The organism is Corallibacter sp. (assembly GCF_048381695.1).
Classification (GTDB): Bacteria; Bacteroidota; Bacteroidia; order Flavobacteriales; family Flavobacteriaceae; genus Corallibacter; species Corallibacter vietnamensis.
In genome coordinates, this window is record NZ_JBLXHI010000001.1 from 443,939 (window position 1) to 468,430 (window position 24,492).

The 24,492-nt window shown below is 32.7% G+C and carries 17 protein-coding genes; 6 read left to right on the plus strand and 11 right to left on the minus strand.

The genetic code is table 11. The annotated features are described in order from the left end of the window. Window positions 1-125: 125 nt before the first annotated feature. A complete protein-coding gene (locus tag ACN5J3_RS02125; RefSeq protein ID WP_418510609.1) occupies window positions 126-2,837 on the plus strand; it encodes a T9SS-dependent M36 family metallopeptidase in 2,712 nt (903 codons plus the stop codon). A 63-nt stretch (window positions 2,838-2,900) separates the two neighbouring features. Continuing rightward, window positions 2,901-3,350 (plus strand): nucleoside deaminase, encoded by a 450-nt coding sequence (locus ACN5J3_RS02130; RefSeq protein ID WP_418510610.1) that lies wholly within the window; start codon window positions 2,901-2,903, stop codon window positions 3,348-3,350. Here the strand turns inward: ACN5J3_RS02130 and ACN5J3_RS02135 are convergent. From ACN5J3_RS02135 to ACN5J3_RS02165, 7 genes are all read right to left on the minus strand, one after another. Next, window positions 3,347-3,583, minus strand: a complete 237-nt coding sequence (locus ACN5J3_RS02135; protein WP_344727531.1) for a hypothetical protein — start codon at window positions 3,581-3,583, stop codon at window positions 3,347-3,349. The two genes, ACN5J3_RS02130 and ACN5J3_RS02135, sit on opposite strands and share 4 nt — an antisense overlap. 2 nt (window positions 3,584-3,585) lie before the next feature. Beyond that, on the minus strand, window positions 3,586-5,373 hold the full coding sequence (locus ACN5J3_RS02140; RefSeq protein ID WP_418510611.1) for a chloride channel protein: 1,788 nt from the start codon (window positions 5,371-5,373) through the stop codon (window positions 3,586-3,588). A 47-nt stretch (window positions 5,374-5,420) separates the two neighbouring features. Further along, entirely contained in the window at window positions 5,421-7,175 is a 1,755-nt protein-coding gene (gene aspS / locus ACN5J3_RS02145; protein ID WP_418510612.1) for an aspartate--tRNA ligase, read from the minus strand. A 114-nt stretch (window positions 7,176-7,289) separates the two neighbouring features. Beyond that, window positions 7,290-10,808, minus strand: a complete 3,519-nt coding sequence (locus ACN5J3_RS02150; RefSeq protein WP_418509011.1) for an efflux RND transporter permease subunit — start codon at window positions 10,806-10,808, stop codon at window positions 7,290-7,292. Window positions 10,809-10,818: 10 nt separating this feature from the next. Beyond that, complete coding sequence (locus ACN5J3_RS02155) at window positions 10,819-11,991, minus strand: efflux RND transporter periplasmic adaptor subunit (protein ID WP_418510613.1); 1,173 nt, start codon at window positions 11,989-11,991, stop codon at window positions 10,819-10,821. A 20-nt stretch (window positions 11,992-12,011) separates the two neighbouring features. Next, complete coding sequence (locus ACN5J3_RS02160; protein ID WP_418510615.1) at window positions 12,012-13,346, minus strand: TolC family protein; 1,335 nt, start codon at window positions 13,344-13,346, stop codon at window positions 12,012-12,014. A gap of 1 nt (window position 13,347) precedes the next feature. Next, window positions 13,348-13,953, minus strand: coding sequence for a TetR/AcrR family transcriptional regulator (locus ACN5J3_RS02165; RefSeq protein ID WP_418510616.1), 606 nt, complete (start codon window positions 13,951-13,953; stop codon window positions 13,348-13,350). Between the two features lie 123 nt (window positions 13,954-14,076). Here ACN5J3_RS02165 and ACN5J3_RS02170 point away from each other — a divergent pair, with 123 nt between their 5' ends. Next, a complete protein-coding gene (locus ACN5J3_RS02170) occupies window positions 14,077-15,051 on the plus strand; it encodes a polyprenyl synthetase family protein (protein WP_418510617.1) in 975 nt (324 codons plus the stop codon). Continuing rightward, window positions 15,051-15,401 carry a hypothetical protein gene (locus ACN5J3_RS02175; RefSeq protein ID WP_418510618.1) on the plus strand — a complete coding sequence of 117 codons (351 nt, stop codon included), beginning with the start codon at window positions 15,051-15,053 and terminating at the stop codon, window positions 15,399-15,401. Before ACN5J3_RS02170 ends, ACN5J3_RS02175 begins: the two co-directional genes overlap by 1 nt. Here ACN5J3_RS02175 and ACN5J3_RS02180 read toward each other — a convergent pair. Continuing rightward, window positions 15,398-15,928, minus strand: a complete 531-nt coding sequence (locus ACN5J3_RS02180; RefSeq protein ID WP_344727550.1) for an alpha-ketoglutarate decarboxylase — start codon at window positions 15,926-15,928, stop codon at window positions 15,398-15,400. The genes ACN5J3_RS02175 and ACN5J3_RS02180 overlap by 4 nt on opposite strands. Window positions 15,929-16,044: 116 nt before the next feature. On the opposite strand from ACN5J3_RS02180, the gene ACN5J3_RS02185 reads away from it, so the two are divergent. Together ACN5J3_RS02185 and odhB are read left to right on the plus strand one after the other, a co-directional pair. Then, entirely contained in the window at window positions 16,045-18,801 is a 2,757-nt protein-coding gene (locus ACN5J3_RS02185; RefSeq protein ID WP_418510619.1) for a 2-oxoglutarate dehydrogenase E1 component, read from the plus strand. Window positions 18,802-18,832: 31 nt separating this feature from the next. Continuing rightward, complete coding sequence (gene odhB, locus ACN5J3_RS02190) at window positions 18,833-20,050, plus strand: 2-oxoglutarate dehydrogenase complex dihydrolipoyllysine-residue succinyltransferase (protein WP_418510620.1); 1,218 nt, start codon at window positions 18,833-18,835, stop codon at window positions 20,048-20,050. A gap of 732 nt (window positions 20,051-20,782) precedes the next feature. Here the strand turns inward: odhB and ACN5J3_RS02195 are convergent. The 3 genes from ACN5J3_RS02195 to ACN5J3_RS02205 are packed head-to-tail and all read right to left on the minus strand — an operon-like array spanning window position 20,783 to window position 24,491. Further along, window positions 20,783-21,415, minus strand: coding sequence for a response regulator (locus tag ACN5J3_RS02195; protein ID WP_417290665.1), 633 nt, complete (start codon window positions 21,413-21,415; stop codon window positions 20,783-20,785). 51 nt (window positions 21,416-21,466) lie between these two features. After that, window positions 21,467-21,931 (minus strand): retropepsin-like aspartic protease, encoded by a 465-nt coding sequence (locus tag ACN5J3_RS02200; RefSeq protein WP_417290664.1) that lies wholly within the window; start codon window positions 21,929-21,931, stop codon window positions 21,467-21,469. Further along, a complete protein-coding gene (locus tag ACN5J3_RS02205) occupies window positions 21,924-24,491 on the minus strand; it encodes a CHAT domain-containing protein (RefSeq protein ID WP_418510621.1) in 2,568 nt (855 codons plus the stop codon). The genes ACN5J3_RS02200 and ACN5J3_RS02205 overlap by 8 nt, the downstream gene beginning before the upstream one ends. Window position 24,492: the final 1 nt, after the last annotated feature.

Genomic DNA, 24,492 nt, shown 5'->3' on the forward strand with positions numbered 1-24,492 from the left:
TGATAATTAATGTTTGAATTCATGAAATTCAAAAGAATAATTTTAAGTTTTTGTTGTAAAAATTGAGCTTCTGTGGCTATATTTGTAGAATTCATTAAAAAAATTGATTAATAAATACTTAAATGATGAAAAACTACTTAAAACCATTATTGTTTCTATCATTGGTGCTTTCTGTAAGTTTAACGGTTTTTTCTCAAAACCGTTTAGAAAATTCCCAATACGGAACTTTAATTGAAGGTTATCTGAATGTTAATAAAGAAAAACTTAATCTACAGACTGAAGATATTTCAGATTTGTTAGTAACAAACGAATATCTAACAAAAAAAACAAAAGTAACTCATGTGTATGTTAATCAAAGATATCATGGAGTAAAAATATTTAATGCTTTATCTAGTGTTGCAATAAAAAATGGCAGAGTTTCTTACTATGCAAATAATTTTATTTCTCAAATAGAAGATAAAATCAATACACAGTCTGCAACATTATCTCCTGAAAATGCAATTCAAAATGTAGCCACTCGTTTTAACTTAAACGCACCACAAAACTTAAGTGTTTTAGCTGTTAGTGGAAAAAAGTTTATTTATAGTAATGGTAGTATTTCTCAAGAAAATATACCTGTAGAGCAAGTTTATGTTTTACATGAAAATGAGTTGAAACTAGCTTGGGATTTAAGTGTTTACACAAATGATAGCTCACATTGGTGGAGTGTAAGAGTAGATGCTACTTCTGGAGATATTTTAGAATTTAATGATTGGGTTGTGTCATGTAACTTTAGTAATGACAATCATTCTCAACACAACCATACTGCTACTGCTTTAAAAGTAGAAGAATCATTTAGCCTTTTTAATGAAAACTATTTAGTTACTGATGATGGTTCTCAATACAATGTTTTTCCGTTGCCAGAAGAGAGCCCAATTCATGGGGATAGAGCTTTGTTAACAAACCCTTCTGACGATACAGCCTCTCCTTACGGATGGCATGATACCAATGGTGTAATGGGAGCAGAATTTTCTATTACTAGAGGAAATAATGTTTGGGCGCAAGAAGATGCTAATGGTAACAATGGTTTTGGTTTATCAGCAAATGGTACAGCAAGTTTAAATTTTGATTTTGATTTAAATCTAAATCAAGAACCTAGCGGATATCAAGAAGCGTCATTAACAAATTTATTCTATATGAATAATGTGATGCATGACATTTGGTATCATTATGGATTTGATGAAGCAGCTGGAAATTTCCAACAAAACAATTATAACAATGGAGGTTTAGGGAATGACTATGTGTTTGCTGATGGTCAAGATGGTTCAAGTTTAAACAATGCTAACTTTAGTACACCAGCTGATGGAAGTAACCCAAGAATGCAAATGTTTTTATGGCAAGCAATAGGTTTACCAACACCGTTAACAATCAATAATACAGATTTAGCAGGAGGTTATGTGGCTGCAACACCAGCAACAGGAGTTGGTAATAACATTACTGGACCATCTGATATTCCAGTAACTGCAGATTTAGTTTTAGTAAATGATGGTACTATAAACCCAACCGAAGGTTGTAGTGCTCTTATAAATGCAAGTAATGTAGCTGGAAAAATAGCTGTAATAAAAAGAGGAAATTGTCCTTTTGTAGATAAAATTCAAAATGCCCAAAACGCTGGTGCTGTTGGAGTAATTATGGTAAATCATAATAACCCTGATAATGATCCAGAGTATGTAGAGTATGTTAATATGGCTGGGCAAAGTAATCCTGCGTTTACAATTCCTTCAATATTTGTAAATAACGCAGATGGAGAGCAAATAATAGCTGCTTTAATGGCTAATCAATCAATAAATGCTACAATTGTAAATAATGGGCCATTTGATAGAGATGGAAGTTTTGATAATGGAATTATTGCTCATGAATATGGACATGGTATTTCAAATAGATTAACTGGAGGACCAAGTGCTGCAAGTTGTCTTACAAACAGAGAGCAAATGGGAGAAGGTTGGTCTGATTGGTTTGGATTAATGTTAACTATGAAAGCAGGAGACTCTCCAGAAGTCGGGAAAGGTATCGCTGTTTTTGCTAATGGTGAAGGTACTGATGGTATTGGTATTAGACCAGCAAAATATAGTACAGATTTTGCTGTAAATGATTTTACTTATGATGCTACTAATGATGATACTCAACTAGGTACAGATGCTAACGGTAATATTGTAAGATGGAATGATAGTCAACACAATATAGGATTTGTTTGGGCTACAATGCTTTGGGATTTAACTTGGGCTTATATTGATAAATATGGTTTTGATCCTGATTTATATAATGGTACAGGAGGAAACAACAAAGTAATGCAGATAGTAATGGACGGTCTTAAACTTCAGCCTTGTGGACCAGGATTTGTTGATGGTAGAGATGCTATTTTACAAGCCGATATGATTTTAACAGGAGGAGAAGATCAGTGTTTGATATGGGAAGTTTTTGCAGCAAGAGGATTGGGTGTAAATGCATCTCAAGGATCTTCAGCCTCTATGACAGATCAAGTTGAAGATTTTAATATGCCTTTAGATACAGACCCATCTTTATCAAACTGTACAAGCTTAAGTGTAGACGAGTTTAATACTAGCGATTACAAAGTATACCCTAACCCAGCAAATGATGTGTTATATATTAAAACATCTAAAAACTTTGGAGAGGTTACAGTAACTGTTACAGATATTAATGGACGTAGAGTGCTTTCAAAACAAACACAGTTATCTGGACAAATTGAAATTAATATAAGTAATCTTCAAACAGGAATTTATATCCTTAACATAAACGGAGATTCGCTTAATGCAAATAATAAGATTATTAAAAAATAATTTTTTTAAATAAATCTATGAAAAAGGCAACTTCATGAAGTTGCCTTTTTTTATTTTTATACTATGGAAAACCCTTTTGATGATACTTATTTTATGCGAAGAGCACTTCAAGAAGCCGAAGAAGCTTTTCGTAAAGGAGAAATACCTGTTGGTGCAGTAATAGTAATAGATAATAGGATAATAGCTCGCGCTCATAACTTAACCGAGCTACTTAATGATGTAACAGCTCATGCCGAAATGCAAGCCATAACAGCAGCAGCTAATTTTTTAGGAGGCAAATACCTTCAAAATTGCACGTTGTACGTTACTTTAGAGCCTTGCCAAATGTGTGCAGGTGCTTTGTACTGGAGTCAGATAAGTAAAATTGTTTTTGGGGCTAGAGATGAAAATAGGGGTTGTATCAATTTAAAAACAAAACTTCATCCTAAAACTATAATAGAAGGTGGTGTTTTAGCAGATGAAGCATCACAACTACTTAAACGATTTTTTATTGAAAAAAGAAACTTAAACTAATAGTTGTTTTTTCTTTCATTTTCACGCATTTTTTCAAAATTCTCTTTTGTTAGCATGTAATCTTTTATGTTTTTATCTTTCCATCTGTAGTAAGAAAACAAAGGAAAAACAATAATAAAAAGCCCAACTACTCCTAGTCCGATTAATTTTTGAGAATAATCAGTATCTATTATATATCCACAAACAATACTTGCTAAAGATGCTATTGTAGCTACAGCTATAATGTATTTCATTGTTAATGTGTTAAGTTTATTAATTTTCTTCTGTAAGCCGTAAGTAGTTTAGATTTTGAAATAAAACCAACATATTCGCCATGTTTTACAACAGGAAGGTTCCAAGCATTACTATCCTGAAATTTTTTCATAATCACAGTCATTTTATCGGTTTCCATATTAATAATAGCTGGAGGATTTTGCATAACTTCTTTTGCTTTAACTTCATCATAAAGCGATTGATCAAACATAATAGGTCTAATATCATCAAGTAAAATAATGCCTTTTAGTTTGTTTGATTTGTCCTCAACCACAGGAAAAATATTTCTGTTAGATTTTATTACAGCTTTGTGAACAATATCTCCAAGTGTCATATTTGGAGTTACTTTTTTAAAATTTGTTTCTATTACAGTGTTTATGTCCATTAGTGTTAAAACTGCATGATCTTTATCATGTGTAATAAGCTCACCTTTCCTGCCTAACTCCATTGTGTAAACCGAGTGAGGGACAAAATATTTTGTGATACTAAATGAAATCGCAGCTGTAATCATCAAGGGAATAAACAAGTCATATCCGCCTGTTAGTTCAGCAATTAAAAAAATAGCAGTTAGTGGTGCTTGTAAAACTCCTGCAAGTAAACCAGCCATACCAACAAGTGTGAAATTACTTTCAGATACAGGAGTGCTTATTAGGCCACTATTATTTATGATTTTAGCCAAACAGTTACCCATAATGCTTCCCATAAAAAGTGTAGGAGCAAAAATTCCGCCAACACCACCAGCGCCAAATGTTATGGCACTTGCAATAATTTTAAAGACAACCAAACCAGCTAATAACAAAATAACAACCCAAATATTAGATAAATCCATATCTAGGAAATTATTTTCAAGCGCTTTTTCAGGATTTCCTGCTACTAAATTGTTAATTACATCAAAGCCTTCTCCATATAATGGTGGAATGAAATAAATTAAAATACCAATAGCAATACCTCCAAAAACAACACGTTTGGCTGGTGATTTTACTTTGTCAAATATTTTTTGAACACGTTCATATATATCTGTAAAATATATAGACACTAATGCGGCGGTAACACCCAATATCATATAAAGTGGAGCATCAGCAACATCAAACTTGTCTTCAAGTTGAAACGGTAATAATACATCGTCGCCAAAAAAGAAAAATGATGTTAAAATAGCAGATAGCGAAGCCAGAAGTAAGGGTAATAAAGATGCGATTGTGAGATCTAAACTAAAAACCTCAATAGCAAAAATAATTGCTGCAATTGGTGCTTTAAAAATTGATGACATAGCGCCTGCTGCTGCACAACTTACAAGTAAATTTCTTGTAGTTTGATTCATGTGAAACAGTCTGGAAATATTTGACCCCAAAGCAGCGCCTGTGGCAACTGTTGGTCCTTCAAGACCTACAGAACCACCAAAACCAATTGTAATTGGTGCGGTTAGAATTGAGCCAAACATTTGATAGCGTTTCATAATCCCTTTTCGTTTTGATATAGCAAGAAGTGTTGAAGGGATACCGTGGCTTACTTTGTGCCTTACAACATATTTCATAATGAAATACACGAGTGTAAAACCTATAATTGGGAATAAAAAGTAAAACGCATGATGGTAATACTGCACTAGATTTCCTTCTAATAAATGCTGTATAAAGTGCGTAAGGTTTTTTAAAACCACTGCACCAACACCAGATGTAAAGCCAATAACAATACTTAATAAATAAACAAATTGTTTGTGAGAGATGTACTTGGCTCTCCAAATAAGAAGTTTCTTAAAAAATGTTTTTTTTGGCATAAACTAAATCTACTAAAAAATCCTGCAAGTTGCAGGATTTTATAAAGTTATGATTTTAAATTAAGTTTTAAACTTAATTCTTCAAGCTGTTCGTCGTCTATTGGGGCTGGTGCATCTATCATGACATCACGCCCTGAATTGTTTTTAGGGAATGCAATAAAATCGCGAATGGTTTCTTGACCACCTAATATAGCTACTAGTCTGTCTAAACCAAAGGCTAAACCACCATGAGGAGGCGCTCCATATTGAAAAGCGTCCATTAAAAAGCCAAATTGAGCTTTAGCTTCTTCAGGTGTAAACCCTAAATAATCAAACATTAATGATTGTGTTTTCTTATCGTGAATTCTTATAGAACCTCCACCAATTTCATTTCCGTTAAGTACTAAATCATAAGCATTGGCCTTAACATCTCCTGGGTTGGTTTCAAGTAATTCTAATTGTCCTGGTTTAGGTGATGTAAAAGGATGGTGCATAGCGTGGTAACGTTCGGTTTCTTCATCCCATTCTAAAAGAGGGAAATCAATAACCCAAAGTGGTGCAAATTCATTTGGTTTGCGTAAGCCTAAACGCTCTGCAAGTTCCATACGTAAAGCACTTAATTGCGCACGAACTTTATTTTTATCGCCTGAAAGAACACAAATTAAATCACCAGGTTTGGCACCGGTTGTTTCAGCCCATTTAGCTAAATCGTCTTGGTCGTAAAATTTATCTACAGATGATTTGTAACTCCCGTCATCGTTGCATCTACAGTAAACCATACCTAAAGCACCTACTTGTGGACGCTTAACCCAATCAATAAGTTTGTCAATTTCTTTTCTGGTGTAACTATTTCCGCCAGGTACAGCAATACCAACAACAAGTTCAGCATTGTTAAAAACACCAAAATCTTTATGTTGCGCAACCTCGTTTAGCTCGCCAAATTGCATTCCGAAGCGAATGTCTGGTTTATCGTTTCCGTATAAACGCATGGCATCGTCATAAAGCATTCTTGGGAACTTATCAATAGTAACACCGTTTACTTCTTTTAGTAAATGACGTGTTAAGCCTTCAAAAGCATTTAAAATATCTTCTTGCTCTACAAACGCCATTTCGCAATCTATTTGTGTGAATTCAGGTTGCCTGTCGGCGCGTAAATCTTCATCTCTAAAACATTTTACGATTTGAAAATACTTATCCATACCGCCAACCATAAGTAACTGCTTGAATGTTTGAGGTGATTGCGGAAGGGCATAAAATTCACCTTCGTTCATACGGCTTGGCACAACAAAATCTCTAGCACCTTCAGGTGTAGACTTTATAAGATATGGAGTTTCTACTTCAATAAAACCTTCTTTAGATAAGTAGTTTCTAACTTCTTGAGTGACTTTGTGTCTAAAAATTAAACTGTTTTTTACTGGATTACGACGAATGTCTAAATAGCGGTATTTCATTCGGATGTCTTCACCTCCATCTGTTTTATCTTCTATTGTAAAAGGAGGTAATAAAGCATCATTTAAAATGGTAAGTTTAGATACTAGTATTTCAATATCTCCTGTTGGGATATTAGGGTTTTTAGAAGCACGTTCTATAACGGTTCCTGTTACTTGAATTACAAACTCACGACCTAGCTTTTGAGCTTTTTCCATCATGTTCTTTGGTGTGCGTTCTTCATCAAAAACTAATTGTGTAATACCGTAGCGGTCACGTAAATCTACCCAAACAATAAATCCTTTGTCTCTAGATTTCTGAACCCAACCAGCTAGTGTTACTTCGTTATTTATGTGTGATGCTCGTAATTCACCACAGTTATGACTTCTATACATACTAAAAAATTTAATGTGCAAATTTAATGAAGTTAAATGATTATAAATAGAAAAAGCCTCAACATTTGTTGAAGCTTTTTCCTGCTATTAATTAAGCTCTTGGGTGAGCTTTAACTACTCTTCTATACGCTTATTCATAGAAAAAGCGATTTGTTCTTCTTGTAAGTCAGAAGATGTTTTACTTCTAATCCACATTTTTAGTTTTACGGATAAGAAGAATAATATTGGAACAACAATAAGTGTTAGGAATGTTGCTATTAATAGTCCGTAAATAACGGTCCAAGCTAATGGTCCCCAAAATACTACGTTGTCACCACCCATGTAAATATTGGCATCAAAATCTGCAAATAATGTAAAGAAGTTGATGTTTAGTCCAATGGCTAACGGGATTAAACCCAAAATGGTTGTTATTGCTGTTAGTAGTACAGGTCTTAAACGAGCTTTACCAGCTTTAACAATGCTTTCGTATAAGTCTTCAGTATTTAAATAATCATCTCCATCAAGATTTAAGTTTTGTTTCTTTCTGTCTATCAATAGTTGAGCGTAGTCTAATAATACTACACCGTTATTTACTACAATACCGGCTAAAGAAATGATACCAACCATAGTCATCATAATTACGAAAGCGCTTCCTGTAATTACAATACCTCCAAATACACCAATAAAACTTAAAAAGATAGCAAGCATAATGATGGCTGGTTTTGAGATAGAATTAAACTGAAATATAAGGATAAAGAAAATTAAACCTAATCCAGTGAAAAATGCACCCATTAAGAAAGCCATTTGTTTGTTTTGCTCTTCAATTTGACCTGTGTAATCTATTTTTATGCCTTCTGGTAACCCTTCGTAACTTTTCATTTCATTTTGAATTTGAGTTACAATAGCACCAGCATCAGTATATCCCGGAGATAAAGCAGAGTAAACAGTTACAACACGTTTTGTGTCTTTATGCTTTATAGCACTAAAACCGGAGTTGTTTTCGTGTTTAGCAACGGCAGATAGAGGTATGCTTTTTAGTTGCCCGGTATTGTCTCTAAATGTGATATTTTGATTAAATAAGGCACTTGTGTTATATCTATTTTCTTCATTAAAGCGAACATAAATATCATAATCGTCACCATCTTTTTTGTAAATACCTGCTTTAGATCCAAAGATAGAGTTACGTAGTTGTTGCCCAACTTGCGATGCGCTAACGCCTAATTCACCAGCTTTTTTACGGTCTACAACAACTTGCATGCTAGGCTTGTCTTTGTTAACGTCTATTTTTAATTCATCAATACCAGCAATATTCTTGTTATTGATAAATTCACGCATGTTTTCAGCGGTAGTAATTAGCTCATTGTAGTCATCGCCTTCAATTTCTATGTTAATAGGTGATCCAGCAGGTGGTCCATTGGCATCTTTTTCAACAGAAATTAATACACCAGGATAAATACCAACTAATGCTTCTTGTACTTTTTGACGTAATAACTCACTGTCTTCGCCACGACGGTATTTATACTCACGCATAGAAGCTGTTATTTTTGCTTTGTGTGGCATTTCAGCACTAGAACCTCCATCTGTTTGTGGGTTTCCAGCACCTTCACCAACTTGAGAAACAGCACTTTCTACTAGGAAATTATAACCATTGTCAGTGTATTGATCTTGATTAATTACATCGTAAACACGTTTTTCAATTTCTTTTGTTATGGCGTTTGTTTTCTCAATAGCTGTTCCTTGCGGATATTCTATATAGACAATAATCTGATTAGGCTTATTGTCTGGGAAGAATTCTACTTTGGTTCTTTGAGTAGCTAGTGATGCTCCGAAAGCTATGAATGAGAGAATTAATAAAACAAAGGTACCAATACTTAATGCGTATGGCTTTCTTCCTGAAAGCGCCCAACGTAATTGACGCTCATACCAACGCTCTAGTTTAACTAACGCTTTTGTTTGGAAGTTATTAGCCCATTTTCTTAAGAATAATCTGTATACCCAAAGCATAACAGCTGTAAAGACCATAAGTGTTCCTAAACCACGGTATTCACCACCAACAATTAAAACAAGAATGCCAATAACAGCCATAATTACGGTTGTTCTGATTATTTTTTTGAGCGGCATATCTTTGTCTTCAGTATTCATGAATTGAGATACTAAAACAGAGTTGAAAAAGATAGCTACAATAAGAGAGGAACCTAATACCACGGAAAGTGTAATAGGTAGAATCATCATAAATTCACCCATAATTCCAGGCCATAATCCTAATGGTATAAAAGCGGCTACGGTTGTTGCTGTTGAGATAATAATTGGAAATGCAATTTCGCCAATACCTTTTTTTGCAGCTTGAAATCTACTCAAGCCTTCTTCGTCCATGAGACGATATACGTTCTCTACAACTACAATACCATTATCTACTAGCATTCCTAATCCCATGATAAGTCCAAAAAGCACCATGGTATTTAAGCTTTGACCTAATAATTCTAGAATCATTAAGGACATAAACATAGACATAGGAATTGCAAACCCTACGAAAATGGCGTTTTTAAATCCTAAAAAGAACATTAAAACAGTTACTACTAGAATAACTCCAAAAATGATGTTGTTTACTAAATCATCTACTTGACCAATAGTTACAGATGATTGGTCGTTGGCAATAGTTACAGATAAATCTTGAGGAAAAACATTTTCAACAGCATCTTTTACTATAACCTGAATTTGCTCTGCAGCAGCAACCATGTTTTTGCCGGCACGTTTTTTTACATCAAGCATAACTACAGGGTGACCAAATTCTCTTGCGTATGTTGTTTTGTCTTCTTCTTTAAAAGAAACATTGGCAACATCTTTAAGATAGATAGCGTGTCCGTTTTCAGATTTTACTACAAAATTTTCTAGTTCATTTGGATTTTCAATTTCACCCAGAATACGAATAGTACGACGTTGACCACTTGCTTTTAGGTTTCCGGCAGACATTGTAACGTTACCACTGTTAATGGCTCCAATAATATCATTGAAGGTGACATTGGCAGCCATCATTTTGTAGATGTCTACGGCAACTTCAACTTCTTTTTCTTGTGCACCACGAATATCAACTTTTTTAATTTCTAATAAGTCTTCTATTTCGTCTTGAAGGTATTCGCCATATTCTTTAAGTTTTTCAATAGGATAATCTCCAGAAAGGTTAATGTTAAGAATAGGCATTTCTTCAGATAGGCTTAACTCAAATACATCAGGCTCAACTTTTGCGCCGTTGAATGTAGGCCAATCTTCACTGGCAGTTTCGCTATCTATTTCGTCTTTAACTTTTTGCTTGGCTTGCTCAACGGTAATGTTTTCGTCAAACTCAACGATTAGCATTCCGTAATCTTCTTGAGATGTAGAAGTTATTTCTACAACATTACTTACTGTTTTAAGCTTGTCTTCAAGAGGATCTGTTATAAGTTTTTCTATGTCTTCTGCTGTATTGCCAGGAAATACAGAGTTTACATAAATTTTGGTTTCGTTTACTTCAGGGAAATTTTCTCGAGGCATACTAAAGAAAGCAGATATACCTAAATAGAAAATTACTGCAATTAAGACATACATTGTGGTTTTGTTGTCTATTGCCCAAGATGATAAACCAAATTCTTTATCGACTTGTTTTTTCTTTTTTGTCATGTTTTTTGGTTTAGTAGTTGATCACTTTTACAGTTTGTCCGTCTTTTACGCTACGAGCACCTTCTTGTATGATTTCTATACCGTTTTCAATGCCGTCAAGTACTTCAATAACATCGCCTTGAGTTTTACCTGTTTTAATGATAACTCTTTTTGCTACGCCTTCTTCTTTGGCATTTTTATCATTAACAACATAAACATATTGTTCGCCTTCAGCGTTTTCAGAAATGATACTTTGAGGTATTAAAATGGCATTTTTGTTTGTGTAATCATTAATTTTTAGTTTGGCCGTTAAGTTAGGTTTTATAGTTTTGTCAGCATTTGGAATTGCAACTTCTACCTTAAAAGTTCTGTTTGCTGGGTTAATAAAATCACCAGCTTGTCTTATTTCAGTATCTAAAGTTTTTCCTAAAACTGGAAATTCAACATTTACATGTTTTCCTTTTGTTACATCTGTAACGTAGCGTTCAGGAACATCTGTTTCTATGTACATATCGTTTAGGTTTACAATACGCATAAGTTGCGTTTGACCAGCGGCAACAACGCTTCCTTGCTCTGTTATAACATCATCTATAGTTCCAGTAAATGGTGCTTTTACAGTGGTTTTAGCTATTTGTTGTTTTAGTTGGTTTACAGCTTCGTTTTGCGATTCGTAGGTAGATTTTGCTTGTAAGTACTGAATTTCACTACCAATATTTTGTTCCCATAAACGTTTTTGACGTTCGTAAGTGGTTTTAGCTAAATCTGCTTGAATTTGTAATTGAGATAATTGTTGACTTAATCCGCCATCATCTATTTTAGCAAGGGTTTGGCCTTTAGTTACTTTTTGACCTTCTTTTACATATACATTAGTAAGAATTCCGTTGTATTCAGGAGTAATTACTAATAAGTTTTTTGTTGTAACGTTTCCTTGTATTTCTAATACGTGCTTAAATACTTCTTCTTTTGCAACAAGTGTTGTTATAAGTGGTACATGCTTAACGGTATCAATTTTTGAGATAGCAGCATCTAGCATTTTTATTTTTCCTTGAATAGTTTCTTGTTCACTTACCAAATCAGCACGTTTTTGACGAATGGTTTCAAGGTTGTTACTCTCTAAAACGCTTTCTACAGAATTTTTCTTTTTTTCGCCAGAACACGAAACGATTAAAAGCGTCACGATTAATAATGAATATATATGTTTCATAGTGTGGTTTTTTTGATTGATTAATTTAATTGTACGGTGTTTAAAGTGGTTTCTAAAGTTGCTTTAGAGTTGATAACGTCTAGCATGGCTTGTAAAAACTCTTGTTGTGCTGTGTATAATTGTGTTTGTGCTTGGCGTAATTCAAAGCTAGATCCGATACCTTCAAAAAATTTGGTTTGATTTTTACGTTCTATACGTTCAGCAAGACTCAAATTTTGTTTTTTATTGTCGTATTCTTCAATAGCAAGTTGGTAATCGCTTTTTGCAGATGCAATTTGAAGTTTTAATTGTTGTTCGGTTTCGGTTAAGTCAGCTTCAGCTTTTTCAAGATTAATTCTTGCGCGTTGTGTTGATGCATTTCGCATTCCTGAACTAAATATTGGAATGTTTAAGCTTACTCCAAATAATGAAGAACCATACCACTTTTGGTCGCCTTGAGCAAATGTAAATGTGTCACTGTTTCCAGCATAAGCACCATTTATAAAAGCGTTTAATGTTGGTAAATATTTGCTCTTTTCTAATTTTAATAAAAGCTCTTTAGATATTTTATCATTGGCTGCTATTCTGTAATCAATAGTGTTTTCTACACTGTCATCAGTTTCTAGAAGCCCTAGGTTTATGTTTTGAGTTGTTAATGTTTCTAAATTATCTGTTAGAGTTATTTGAGAATTTAAGTCTATACCTAATGTAATGTTTAGCATTTGGTATGCAATATCTTTTAAACGCGTGGTATTGTTAAGCTGACTTTCTACACCAGATAATGTAATTTGAAGTTGTTCAACACTTTCTTCTTCTTCTAAACCATTTTCATAAATTTTAGTTGTGTCATCAAGGTTTTTTTGTAACACTTCTATGTTTTTATTTAAAATAGTAAGACTCTCTTCAGCAAGAAGTACATTGCCATAGGCGTTAATAACGTTTTTTCTAACTTCTAAATCTGTTTTTTCTTTGGCATTTTTAGAGATTTCTAAATACACCTTTGCAGATTGTAAACCGACTAAATACGAACCATCAAATATTTTTTGAGATAATGTAGCGGTTGCTGTTAGAGATTGTGGCTGACCTAAAACAAGTTCTTCGTTTATGCCATCACCATTAAAATCTACCGGAGTAACTTGTTGTTTTAAGAAGTTTTGGTAGTCTACTGTTGCACTCACTTGAGGTAAACCAGATGCGGTGGTTTCCCATTTTTGTTGTTGTGCAGCTTCAATATCTCTTTCTGCATTTTTTGCAGTTCGGTTGTTTTCTAGTGCGTAGTTTATAGCTTCTTGTAAGCTAAAACTAGTTGGTGTTTCTTGAGAAAACGCAATGCCCGATAGAAATAGAAATATAAATAATATGGGTTTGTTGCTCATTTTATGATTGATTGATTGTTAAATAATGTTCTAATTTTTTAAGACCTTCTTGAGTGCATATGCCACGAAGGTGATACTCTAAATAATTATTCATAAGTGTGTGCATAGAAAAATTGTTTAGAGGAAAAAGCTCTTTATCTTTAAGAGCCATCATACATGTAAAGTATATTTTTGATATAAAATCTACATTAATAGTTTCTCTGTATAAACCTACTTTAACACCGCGATCTAGGTTGCAGGCAACACAGTCTTCCATAACACAAAACTGTTTCTCTTTTATGTCTTTGTAAATTTTTGGATAGTATTTTTCTAATTGATATTGAGGTGAAGATTTCTCATCTTTTAGGTTAAGCATTAAAAACTTTTTGATTTCTAAAATTTCTTCAATAGGGTTTTTTTCTAAACCACGAATATTCTCTATACCTGTTGAAATAGTTTGAAATAAATACATAACAGCTTCTTCAACAAGGACATTTTTATTTTCAAAATATTGATAAATTGTTTTTTTTGAAATGCCTTGAGCGTTTGCTATATCATCCATTGTTACACTCTTAAACCCGTAGTTTAAGAATAATTCAACTGCTGTTTTTAAAATATCTTCTTTCATAATTTGATGGCAAAAGTACAATAGGAAACTTTAAAAACAAAAAAAGTTTCCAAAGTTTTAACGATTATTTAATATTGTTACTTTATGCTTTGTATAATGACGACAAATACCGACTTTTGTTTCATGCAAAATGTACAAGATTACCAAAGAGAGTTTATAGCATATTTAGAAGGCTTTTCTAAAGATAGAGAGCCGGCAAACTTGTATGATCCTGTAAACTATATATTAAAATTGGGAGGAAAACGTTTACGACCAGTTTTAACATTAATGGCATCAGAGATTTATAATTGTGATTATAAAAAGGCGCTAGATGCGGCTTTAAGTATTGAAGTTTTTCACAATTTTTCGTTAGTTCATGATGATATAATGGATGATGCTCCATTACGAAGAGGAAAAGAAACAGTACATGAAAAATGGGATATAAACACCGGAATTCTTTCTGGAGATGCTATGCTAATTATGGCATATCAACTGTTTGAAAATTATGATGCCGTGACATTTCAGGCATTAGCAAAGCTGTTTAGTAAAACAGCGTTAGAGGTTTGTGAGGGACAACAATATGATATAGATTTTGAAACACGTGATGATGTTACCATTGCAGAGTATTTAAAAATGATAGAATACAAGACAGCTGTGCTTGTAGGAGCAGCAATGCAAATGGGAGCTATTGTTGCTAATGCTTCTTTAGAAGATCAAGAAGGTATTTATAATTTTGGTAAAAACCTTGGTATTGCGTTTCAGTTACAAGACGATTATCTAGATGCTTTTGGAGACCCAAAAACGTTTGGAAAACAAGTAGGTGGTGATATTATTGAAAACAAAAAAACATATTTGTATTTAAAAGCTATAGAGTTTTTGTCTGAAAAAGACAAAATACAGCTTCAGCATTTATTTGGTATAAACCCTACAGACGCAACAGATAAAATTACAGACGTAAAGCAGTTTTTCTTATCAAGTGGTTCTGCTGATGCAACAAAAAAAGAGATTGAAAAGTATACCAATAAAGCTTTTGAAGTTTTAGACAGCTTAAATATTTCTGCCGACAAAAAAGCTGTTTTAAAAACATTTGGTAAAGAGTTAATGAATAGAAATGTATAATGCAATTACCAGAAACATTTGATGCATTAATATTTGAGGCTAACAAGCACGAGTTGTATAGAAAACTTATCAAACAAATCAATAAAGACTTTCTTTATGCAAATATTGATTTAGACTTTGATGACGAAATACCTCCAACGAGTTTAAAGTTAATTTTACACGAAACCATATATAAACTCATTCAAGAAAAATTTGCTGATTATTTAAACCTGCTTTACATCATAGATGTTTCTGAAGAAAAAATAAAACAGCTAGACGGAAACGACACACTACAACTGGCTGAAAATGTTGCTTTTTTAATATTAGTAAGAGAGTGGCAAAAAGTCTGGTTTAGACAGCAATATTCTTAAAAGTATACCCTTACAAATGGCATCCAAGCATTAGCATAAATGCTTTTATTGTCATCATAAAGTACATCATAACGTATACCTATTGTAACATTTTGAGCATGATATCCTGCGCCAATAAACAAAGCAGGATACCAATAATCTTCATCTTGAATTGCTAATCTACTATCCCAGTTTCTAGAAACGTGAAGTTCTTCAAATTCTGCTGAAAGCTGAAGTTCATTAATAGGGCGAAAAAGTCCAATAAGACTACCGCCAAGAATTGTAGATTTATGGTAATTTTTTCTAGAACTATATGTGCCATTAAGTCCCACGCCAAGAGCAACATATTGATTCAGTTCATAAATGGCGCTTGGAGCTAATGTGCCGCTAAAAAAGCCATCACCAAAGCTTAAACCAAGACTTCCGCCAAAACGAACATGACTCCAAAAATCACGTTGTTCATTTTGCGCATTAAGGGTTATTGAAAACAAGCAAAACAAAACTCCAAACAACCATTTTTTTATTAATAAATCAAGCACATTTTTCATAATTCACTATTTACATATAAACACTATGTTATAAAAATAATAAAAGCATATCTAATTTTAGTAAAAGTTGTACTTTTGTATAAATTTTGTCTGAACTATTCAGCTTTAAATTATTTATGGATAAATATTCCTTTTTAAACGCAGCACATACAGCATACTTTGCTGATTTATACGAACAATATTTACAAAACCCAGATTCTGTAGAGCCAAGTTGGAGAGCCTTTTTTCAAGGTTACGATTTTGGTAGTGAAAGCTACGGCATGCAAGGCGAGGTTATAGAAGGTGTTTCTACACAAATACCAGAACACGTTCAAAAAGAGTTTCAAGTAGTAAAACTTATAGACGGTTACAGAACTCGTGGGCATTTGTTTACAAAAACTAACCCAGTTAGAGAACGCAGAAAATATGCACCAACATTAGCATTAGAAAACTTTGGGTTATCAAACTCTGATTTAGACACTGTTTTTAATGCTGGAGAAATTTTAGGTATAGGCGCACAAGCTTTACGTGAAATCATTAAACACCTTGAAAGCATTTATTGTGATGCCATAGGTGTTGAATATATGTACATTAGAAATCCTGAAGAGATAAAATGGATTCAGGAAAAGCTTAACATAAACGATAATCAACCAAAGTTTAGCGCTGATCAAAAGAAGCATATTTTAAGAAAATTGAACGAAGCAGTTTCTTTTGAAAATTTCTTACATACAAAATATGTAGGTCAAAAGCGTTTTTCTCTAGAAGGAGGCGAATCTTTAATTCCAGCACTTGACGCGCTTATAGAAAGAGCTTCTGAATATGAAGTTAAAGAGTTTGTTATGGGAATGGCGCATCGTGGTCGTTTAAGTACCTTAACAAATATATTTGGGAAATCTGCTAAAGATATTTTTAGTGAGTTTGATGGTAAAGATTACGAACAAGAAGTTTTTGATGGCGATGTTAAATACCATTTAGGTTGGACAAGCGATAGAGAAACCGAAAACGGAAATAAGATAAACTTAAATATTGCACCAAACCCTTCTCATCTAGAAACAGTAGGCGCTGTTGTAGAAGGAATAACACGTGCAAAACAAGACGATAAGTACCCAGAAAACCCATCACAAGTATTACCAATTGTAGTACATGGTGACGCCGCTATTTCAGGACAAGGATTAGTTTATGAAGTGGTTCAAATGGCACAATTAGAAGGTTACAAAACAAACGGAACTATTCATATTGTAGTAAACAACCAAGTAGGTTTTACAACAAACTATCTTGATGGCCGTTCAAGTACATACTGTACAGATGTTGGTAAAGTAACCTTATCGCCAGTATTACATGTAAATGCTGATGATGCAGAAGCTGTAGTACATGCTATGTTGTTTGCTCTAGATTTCAGAATGCAATTTAAACGCGATGTATTTATAGATTTACTTGGTTACAGAAAGTATGGTCATAACGAAGGTGATGAACCAAAATTTACACAACCATTATTATACAAAGCTATTGCAAAGCATAAAAACCCAAGAGATATTTATGCTGCAAAACTAATTGAGCAAGGCGTTATAGATAATGATCATGTTTTAAAATTAGAACAAGATTATAAAACTAAATTAGAAGGCGATTTAGAAGATTCTCGTAAAGAGGATAAAACAGTAATTACACCATTTATGCAAAATGAATGGACAGACTATATTACTGTTGAAGAAGATAAAATGATGAAACCAATTGATACAACCTATTCAAAAGAAGGGTTAGAAAAAATCACAAAGGTTATATCATCATTACCTGAAGATAAAAAATTCATCAGAAAAATTGAACGTTTAGTACAATCCAGACAAACTATGTTTGATGAAAACAAGTTAGACTGGGCTATGGCTGAACATTTAGCATATGGTAGTTTACTAGAAGAAGGTCACGATGTTCGTATATCTGGTCAAGATGTAGAACGTGGTACATTCTCTCACAGACATGCCGTTGTAAAAGTAGAAGATAGTGAAGAAGAAATTGTATTACTTAATAAGTTGAGTGATAAACAAGGAAAATTCTTTATCTATAACTCGCTACTATCAGAATATGGTGTGGTAGGTTTTGATTATGGTTATGCTATGGCAAGCCCTAAAACCTTAACCATTTGGGAAGCACAATTTGGAGATTTCAGTAATGGAGCTCAAATTATGCTAGACCAATATATTTCTGCAGCAGAAGATAAATGGAAACTTCAAAATGGTTTGGTAATGTTACTACCTCATGGTTATGAAGGTCAAGGAGCAGAGCATTCATCAGCACGTATGGAACGTTACTTACAATTATGTGCAAAAGACAATATGTATATAGCAGACTGTACAACACCTGCTAATATGTTCCATTTATTACGTAGACAAGTAAAAGCAAAATTCCGTAAACCATTAATTGTGTTTACACCAAAAAGTTTATTACGTCATCCACTATGTGTATCAACAGTTGATGAGTTTGTAAACGGAAGTTTCCAAATGGTAATAGACGATAAAAATGCAAATGCAGATAAAGTAAAAACTTTAGTATTTGTTACAGGAAAATTCTATTACGATTTACTTGAAGAACAAGAAAAATTAGGTAGAGACGATGTTGCTTTAGTACGAGTTGAGCAATTATTCCCATTACCTGAACAAGAAATAAAAGATATATTAAGTAAATATAAAAACGCTAATGATGTTGTTTGGGCTCAAGAAGAACCAAGAAACATGGGAGCTTATAGTCATATCTTAATGCATCTTGAAGAAGCAAAAACATTTAGAGCAGCATCTCGTCGTGCTTATGGTGCACCAGCAGCCGGAAGTTCAGTGCGTTCTAAAAAACGTCATCAAGAAGTGATAGACTATGTCTTTGACAAAACAAAAAATAATCAACGATAAAAACAATCCAACAATATAAAATTATAGAACAATGATTTTAGAAATGAAAGTACCTTCACCAGGTGAATCTATTACAGAAGTAGAAATTGCAGAATGGTTAGTGCAAGATGGTGATTATGTAGAAAAAGATCAGGCCATTGCTGAAGTAGATAGTGATAAGGCAACTCTAGAACTTCCAGCTGAAGCTAGCGGAACGATTACCTTAAAGGCAGAAGAAGGTGATGCAGTTGCAGTAGGTGAAGTGGTTTGTTTAATTGATACAAGTGCAGCAAAACCAGAAGGAGCTGATGCACCTGCAAAAACAGAGAAAAAAGAAGAAGCTCCTAAAGCTGAAGAAAAGAAAGCAGAACCAGTTGCTGAAAACAAAACGTATGTAACAGGAACAGCAAGTCCTGCAGCAAAAAAGATTTTAGCTGAAAAAGGAATGGAAGCTTCTCAAATACAAGGCACAGGAAAAGACGGTAGAGTAACCAAAGACGATGCTGTAAACGCAAAACCATCTATGGGAACTCCAACAGGAGGAAGCCGTGGAGAGTCACGTTCTAAACTATCAATGTTACGTCGTAAAGTAGCAGAGCGTTTAGTATCGGCTAAAAACGAAACAGCAATGTTGACCACTTTTAATGAGGCTAACATGACACCTATTTTTGAATTGCGTAAACAATACAAAGAAGAGTTTAAAGCAAAGCATGGTGTAGGTCTTGGGTTTATGAGCTTCTTTACGTTAGCAGTGGTAAGAGCATTAAAAGAATTTCCAGCTGTTAACTCTATGATAGATGGAAAAGAAATGATTTCTTACGATTTCTGTGATATTAGTATAGCAGTATCAGGACCAAAAGGACTTATGGTTCCAGTAATAAGAAATGCTGAAAACTTAACTTTTAGAGGTGTTGAAGCTGAAGTAAAACGTTTAGCATTAAGAGCACGTGATGGTCAAATCACTGTTGATGAAATGACAGGTGGTACATTTACAATTTCAAATGGAGGTGTATTTGGGAGTATGTTATCTACACCAATTATTAATCCACCACAAAGTGGTATTTTAGGAATGCACAATATTATTGAGCGTCCAATTGCTGTTGATGGTAAAGTTGAAATTCACCCAATGATGTATTTAGCATTATCATATGATCACAGAATTATTGATGGTAGAGAGTCTGTAGGATTTTTAGTTGCAATTAAAGAAGCACTTGAAAACCCAGTTGAGTTATTAATGAATAACGATGTTAAGAAAGCTCTAGAACTATAATAGCTTAAAAACTATAATTTTTATATAAAGAAAGCGCCACTTATTTAAGTGGCGCTTTTTTCTTGGTAATAACTAACTAACTAAAAGAAATTAACAAAAATGTTTATTGATATAACAATGATAACTAATACAATTAATCCTACAATAAAGAATTTGTTTAATGAGCTTTTATCATCCATGATTGAATAATTTATCTGATTTTGAGTGATGTAGTGCCTTTGTAAAAAAAGACTCTGCACTAATTTCTAGTACAGAGCCTGTAATTCCCTTTATAAAAGTACTTGATTAATAGCACTGTAAATATCACTAAAGAATGTTATTAAAACAATACGTAACGTTACGTATTTTTTAAAGAAAACAAAGGTCTTAAATAAACAAAGGCCCTAAACAACAAGTGTGTTTAAGACCTTTTTGTTCTCCCTAAGAACTAATTAATAGAACAGCAAATATCTATAAAGTATGAAAATTGGACAATACGTAACGTTACGTATTTTTTGTATAAAAGTGATTAGGTATTATTTGAAAAAAACAATAATGTTTAGGAAAACAACAGCAACAATAATAAAAATGAAAGTAGTTATTATTAATGAATGAAATAAGTTGAATTTGCTTTTCATGACATATTGTTTTAATTATTAGAGGTATGTTGTTAATTAACAGCCTTTTCACTGAAAATAATACTGTAAATATATTGTAAAACAAGTAGTTATGAAATACGTAACGTTACGTAATTTAATTTAAGAACTCCTGATTTTCTTTAGCCCAGATAAGTAAACTGTTTTGAATAGGAGGTATATCAAGCTTTTTTATAATGTTACTTTTATGCTTCTCAACAGTTCTATTAGATATTGAAAGTATATCGCCAATATCTTTTGCTGTATTGTTTTTTGAAATGAGATGTAGAATCTTCAATTCGGTTTTAGAGAGCGTATCTAATATCTCTGGTCTAGAATTGGTATTTGCATTAAGGTAATCAGCTATTTCTTCGCTAAAGTAAGACTCATTATTATTGACATGAGTTAAACATGTTTCAATTTCTTCAATGGCAAATTCTTTAAGAATATACCCAAAGATGTTTAGTTCTTTAGCCTTGTCATATAAGTCTTCACCTTTATCAAACGTTATAAGGATGATTTTAGTAGGGATACCATTTTTTTTACAATCTTCAGCAACTTCAAGTCCAGTTTTATAAGGCATTCTTATATCTAGAATAGCAATATCTGGTTTTAGTTTTACAATAAGATTATAAGCTTCTTTACCATCTTTAGCACTACCAATTATATTGTAGCCTTTAGATTTTAAAAAGTCACTTAAACCTCTTAACATCAACGGGTGGTCGTCTGCTATGATAATAGAATTATGCATGAATTAATAGCTGGGAAGAATTTTTTATAAAGATAATCAGAAAGAATTATACTACAATTTTAAATATAGGTATTTTTTTTCATAATCTATAATGCCTTTTCCCTTTTTTAATATATCAGCACCTATAATACCATCAACTGGTTTTGAGTTGTGATTAGTAAGAGCTGTGTTTACATGAGTTAAATTAAATAGAATTAAAGCAACTTTGTCTTTTTTCCATTTACCTATACGTAGTTGGTTTTTTTTAGAAATTTGGGTTAACATATCAATAGCACCAGCGCCAGCAGCTTTAATTTCAGAATCTTTAGCTTTAAGTTTGAATGTGTTAATGGCTTCAAATCCAACACAAGAGCTTGATGCGCCTGTGTCTAATATAAACAATCCTTTAACACCATTTATACTGGCTTTTATTTCAAAATGATTGGTTTTGGTAAGATGTAATTTAATTTTTGTGTAGCCTTTTTCTAATAAAAAATCTTTAAGAGGTACATCTTTTGTAATACCTGTATCACTCATGTTTTCTTCTTTTTCTTGTTATCAAAAATACAATAATTAAAACCAGAAAAATCCCAACTATATAATAAATAACATAAGATGTTTTTTGAGGTTTTGATATGCTACCATAGTAAACAAAGGCACTCCAATAGTAAGGGGATTTTTTTAAGTTGCTGATAGATGCATCGTTTATATATAATAGTTTTGATTGCCTATTGGCATAACTTATAGCATGATTTTTAGAAAAAACTTTATAAAAACGATTCATGATTTCAGTGGTAGACGCATCATTTATTTGCCATAATGAGAATAAAACGTTTTTCGCGCCAGCATATTGAAAGCCACGTGCTATACTCATAGCGCCTTCTCCCTTTTGTAATTTTCCAACACCAGTTTCACAAGCACTTAAAACAACTAAATTCGGTTTTATGTTTAAACTGTATAGCTCATTTAGTAGCATAGGTTCATCATAAAAAGCAATACTTGCAGGATTTATGAAATCTCCACTTGTGGCATGTGTAGACAGATGTAGCATGTTGTATTCGGCAACCGAATTCAAAAATTGTTGTTTAGTTGCTTTATCATGCATATAAAGAGTTGCGTTTGTTTGTTTTTCTAACGATTTAGCTTCAGATATAGAATAGGTAAGTGGCTGACTTGTGTTTTCAAAAACAGGAAATATGCCCAGTATATGTTTTTCTTGAGTTGGTAGTTGTTTGTTGTTTAAGTAAAAATCAATACTAGAATTATAAACCACATTATGAGAAGTTACCAAAAAAGGCATGCTTGTAAAGTTGGTTGTTAAAGTTTCCTTGGTTAGTAATGCTTCAAAAGGTAAAAAGTTAAGTAGTCCATCAGGAATGATAATTAAATTTTCTTTGGAAGACATTTTTTCTATTCCTAATACATTATAAGCAGTAAAGGCTTCACTTGTATATGCTTTTATATTATTATTTATAGCAGAAGCATTATCAAATAAATGAATAAAATTTACCAATGAGTTTTGAGTGGTTTCGTGCAACGGTATTTTAATAAAATCAATATGTTTTTCTGAAATAATAAACTGATAAATGGCTTGACTACCATAAAAATACTCAACAAGAATCGCCTCATCAGTTTTAAGTTGTTCTTGAAGTTTTTCAATATTTATGATGTTTGTTGCATTTGGATAAGTGTGTTCAATATCTTTCTGAACAGCTTTTAAGGCAATGCTTACATCTAGTAGTTGTTTGTTTAAACTATCATTTTTAGTAGCCTCATAACCTAATTGTTTTTTTATTAAGTTGCTAGTAAGTAGTTCTTGTGTTTTTAAAAGTTGTTGTTCCTTAAGTAATAAAGAATCATTAGGATGTTTTTCAAGTAAAGATTGCTTTACATAGTTATCTTTTAAAACAGATACTTTATTCATTTCAGCATATTGCAAAGCGCTATAAAAATATGTTGATTTAGAATTTTCTTGATAGCTATAATATAGCAAATCAATACAGCGTTCGCTACGTTTTCTATTAATGGCTTGGTTGGTTATTTTGGCTTGTTGCGAAGTGATGTTTTTAGTTAGTAATTTCGAGACATAAAAACTTAAATCATAATAAGCTAGTGCCTTTTTTGAATCAAGTTCAAGCCTTGCTAAAAAATCAAAAATATCTATAAAAGTATTTTCAGTATACAAACTTGTGGGTTCAGGAATACTATTTTTTTTATGGTTAGGAAGTAAAAGCTTTAAAGCCAATTGTAAACTGGTGTTAGCTTTGTCTTTTTCATTAAGCAAATAGTGTAATTGCGCTTTTTCAAGATGCTTTTTTGCTAGTTGACGAACCGAAAGCGTGTCTTTTTTAGAATAAGCGTTTAACAGATTAAAGTGTTTTAATGCCGATTTATAATCGTGCGACCTCAAAGCACTTTCGTAAGCAATTTGATGTTTATTATGTAACACGTTAAAATTAGGAAGCACAATATCGTTAGATAGTAAGTTTTTGTTTAATGCTAGCACACTTGTTGCTTTTAAGCGTTGTAGTTTTTCTTTTTGAGCGCTTTTTATTTTTGAAATTTGATGCGTTTGTTCTATTAAAGATAAAACTGATTGATGTTTTCCTAAAGCTTGATACAAGGCAGATAAATTAATAATCCCAGAAATTTCCTGATCAATATTGTTTTTCGCTTTAGCGATAGCAATGTATTGTTTTATGGTATTTTCAGCACTGGTGTAATCATTAGTTTTGGTATATAAATTTCCTAGTGGTTTTAAACAATATTCTATAATATCATAATCAGAAATGGTACTTATTTTAAAATCATTGTATCGTTTCCATGCTTTTTCATAAGTGGTTATAGCATCATTTTGTTTGTTAATGTCTTTTTGGTAGAACGCTTTGTTGCACAATAAAAAAATTAAAGCAAGTTGTTCGTCTTTAGTCGTGACTTTATTTAAGAAAAGCGCTTCCTGTTTGTTAAGTTTTTGAAATGTTTCAGGATTTTTGTTAGCAATAAAAGTCTCTGTAGCCAAGTATATTTGTTCTTCTAAATCTTGAGAAAAACATGTAAAGCTTAAAAAGGTGATAAATATGACTAACGCCTTTTGCATC

Bases quoted from the DNA above. Each gene is read 5' to 3' on its own strand.
- ACN5J3_RS02150 (WP_418509011.1), bottom strand. From the start codon at position 10,808: ATGACAAAAAAGAAAAAACAAGTCGATAAAGAATTTGGTTTATCATCT.
- ACN5J3_RS02125 (WP_418510609.1), top strand. From the start codon at position 126: ATGAAAAACTACTTAAAACCATTATTGTTTCTATCATTGGTGCTTTCT.
- ACN5J3_RS02140 (WP_418510611.1), bottom strand. From the start codon at position 5,373: ATGCCAAAAAAAACATTTTTTAAGAAACTTCTTATTTGGAGAGCCAAG.
- ACN5J3_RS02160 (WP_418510615.1), bottom strand. From the start codon at position 13,346: ATGAGCAACAAACCCATATTATTTATATTTCTATTTCTATCGGGCATT.
- ACN5J3_RS02170 (WP_418510617.1), top strand. From the start codon at position 14,077: ATGCAAAATGTACAAGATTACCAAAGAGAGTTTATAGCATATTTAGAA.
- ACN5J3_RS02205 (WP_418510621.1), bottom strand. From the start codon at position 24,491: ATGCAAAAGGCGTTAGTCATATTTATCACCTTTTTAAGCTTTACATGT.
- aspS (WP_418510612.1), bottom strand. From the start codon at position 7,175: ATGTATAGAAGTCATAACTGTGGTGAATTACGAGCATCACACATAAAT.
- ACN5J3_RS02155 (WP_418510613.1), bottom strand. From the start codon at position 11,991: ATGAAACATATATATTCATTATTAATCGTGACGCTTTTAATCGTTTCG.
- ACN5J3_RS02195 (WP_417290665.1), bottom strand. From the start codon at position 21,415: ATGCATAATTCTATTATCATAGCAGACGACCACCCGTTGATGTTAAGA.
- ACN5J3_RS02165 (WP_418510616.1), bottom strand. From the start codon at position 13,953: ATGAAAGAAGATATTTTAAAAACAGCAGTTGAATTATTCTTAAACTAC.
- ACN5J3_RS02135 (WP_344727531.1), bottom strand. From the start codon at position 3,583: ATGAAATACATTATAGCTGTAGCTACAATAGCATCTTTAGCAAGTATT.
- ACN5J3_RS02185 (WP_418510619.1), top strand. From the start codon at position 16,045: ATGGATAAATATTCCTTTTTAAACGCAGCACATACAGCATACTTTGCT.
- ACN5J3_RS02175 (WP_418510618.1), top strand. From the start codon at position 15,051: ATGCAATTACCAGAAACATTTGATGCATTAATATTTGAGGCTAACAAG.
- ACN5J3_RS02200 (WP_417290664.1), bottom strand. From the start codon at position 21,931: ATGAGTGATACAGGTATTACAAAAGATGTACCTCTTAAAGATTTTTTA.
- ACN5J3_RS02130 (WP_418510610.1), top strand. From the start codon at position 2,901: ATGGAAAACCCTTTTGATGATACTTATTTTATGCGAAGAGCACTTCAA.
- ACN5J3_RS02180 (WP_344727550.1), bottom strand. From the start codon at position 15,928: ATGAAAAATGTGCTTGATTTATTAATAAAAAAATGGTTGTTTGGAGTT.
- odhB (WP_418510620.1), top strand. From the start codon at position 18,833: ATGATTTTAGAAATGAAAGTACCTTCACCAGGTGAATCTATTACAGAA.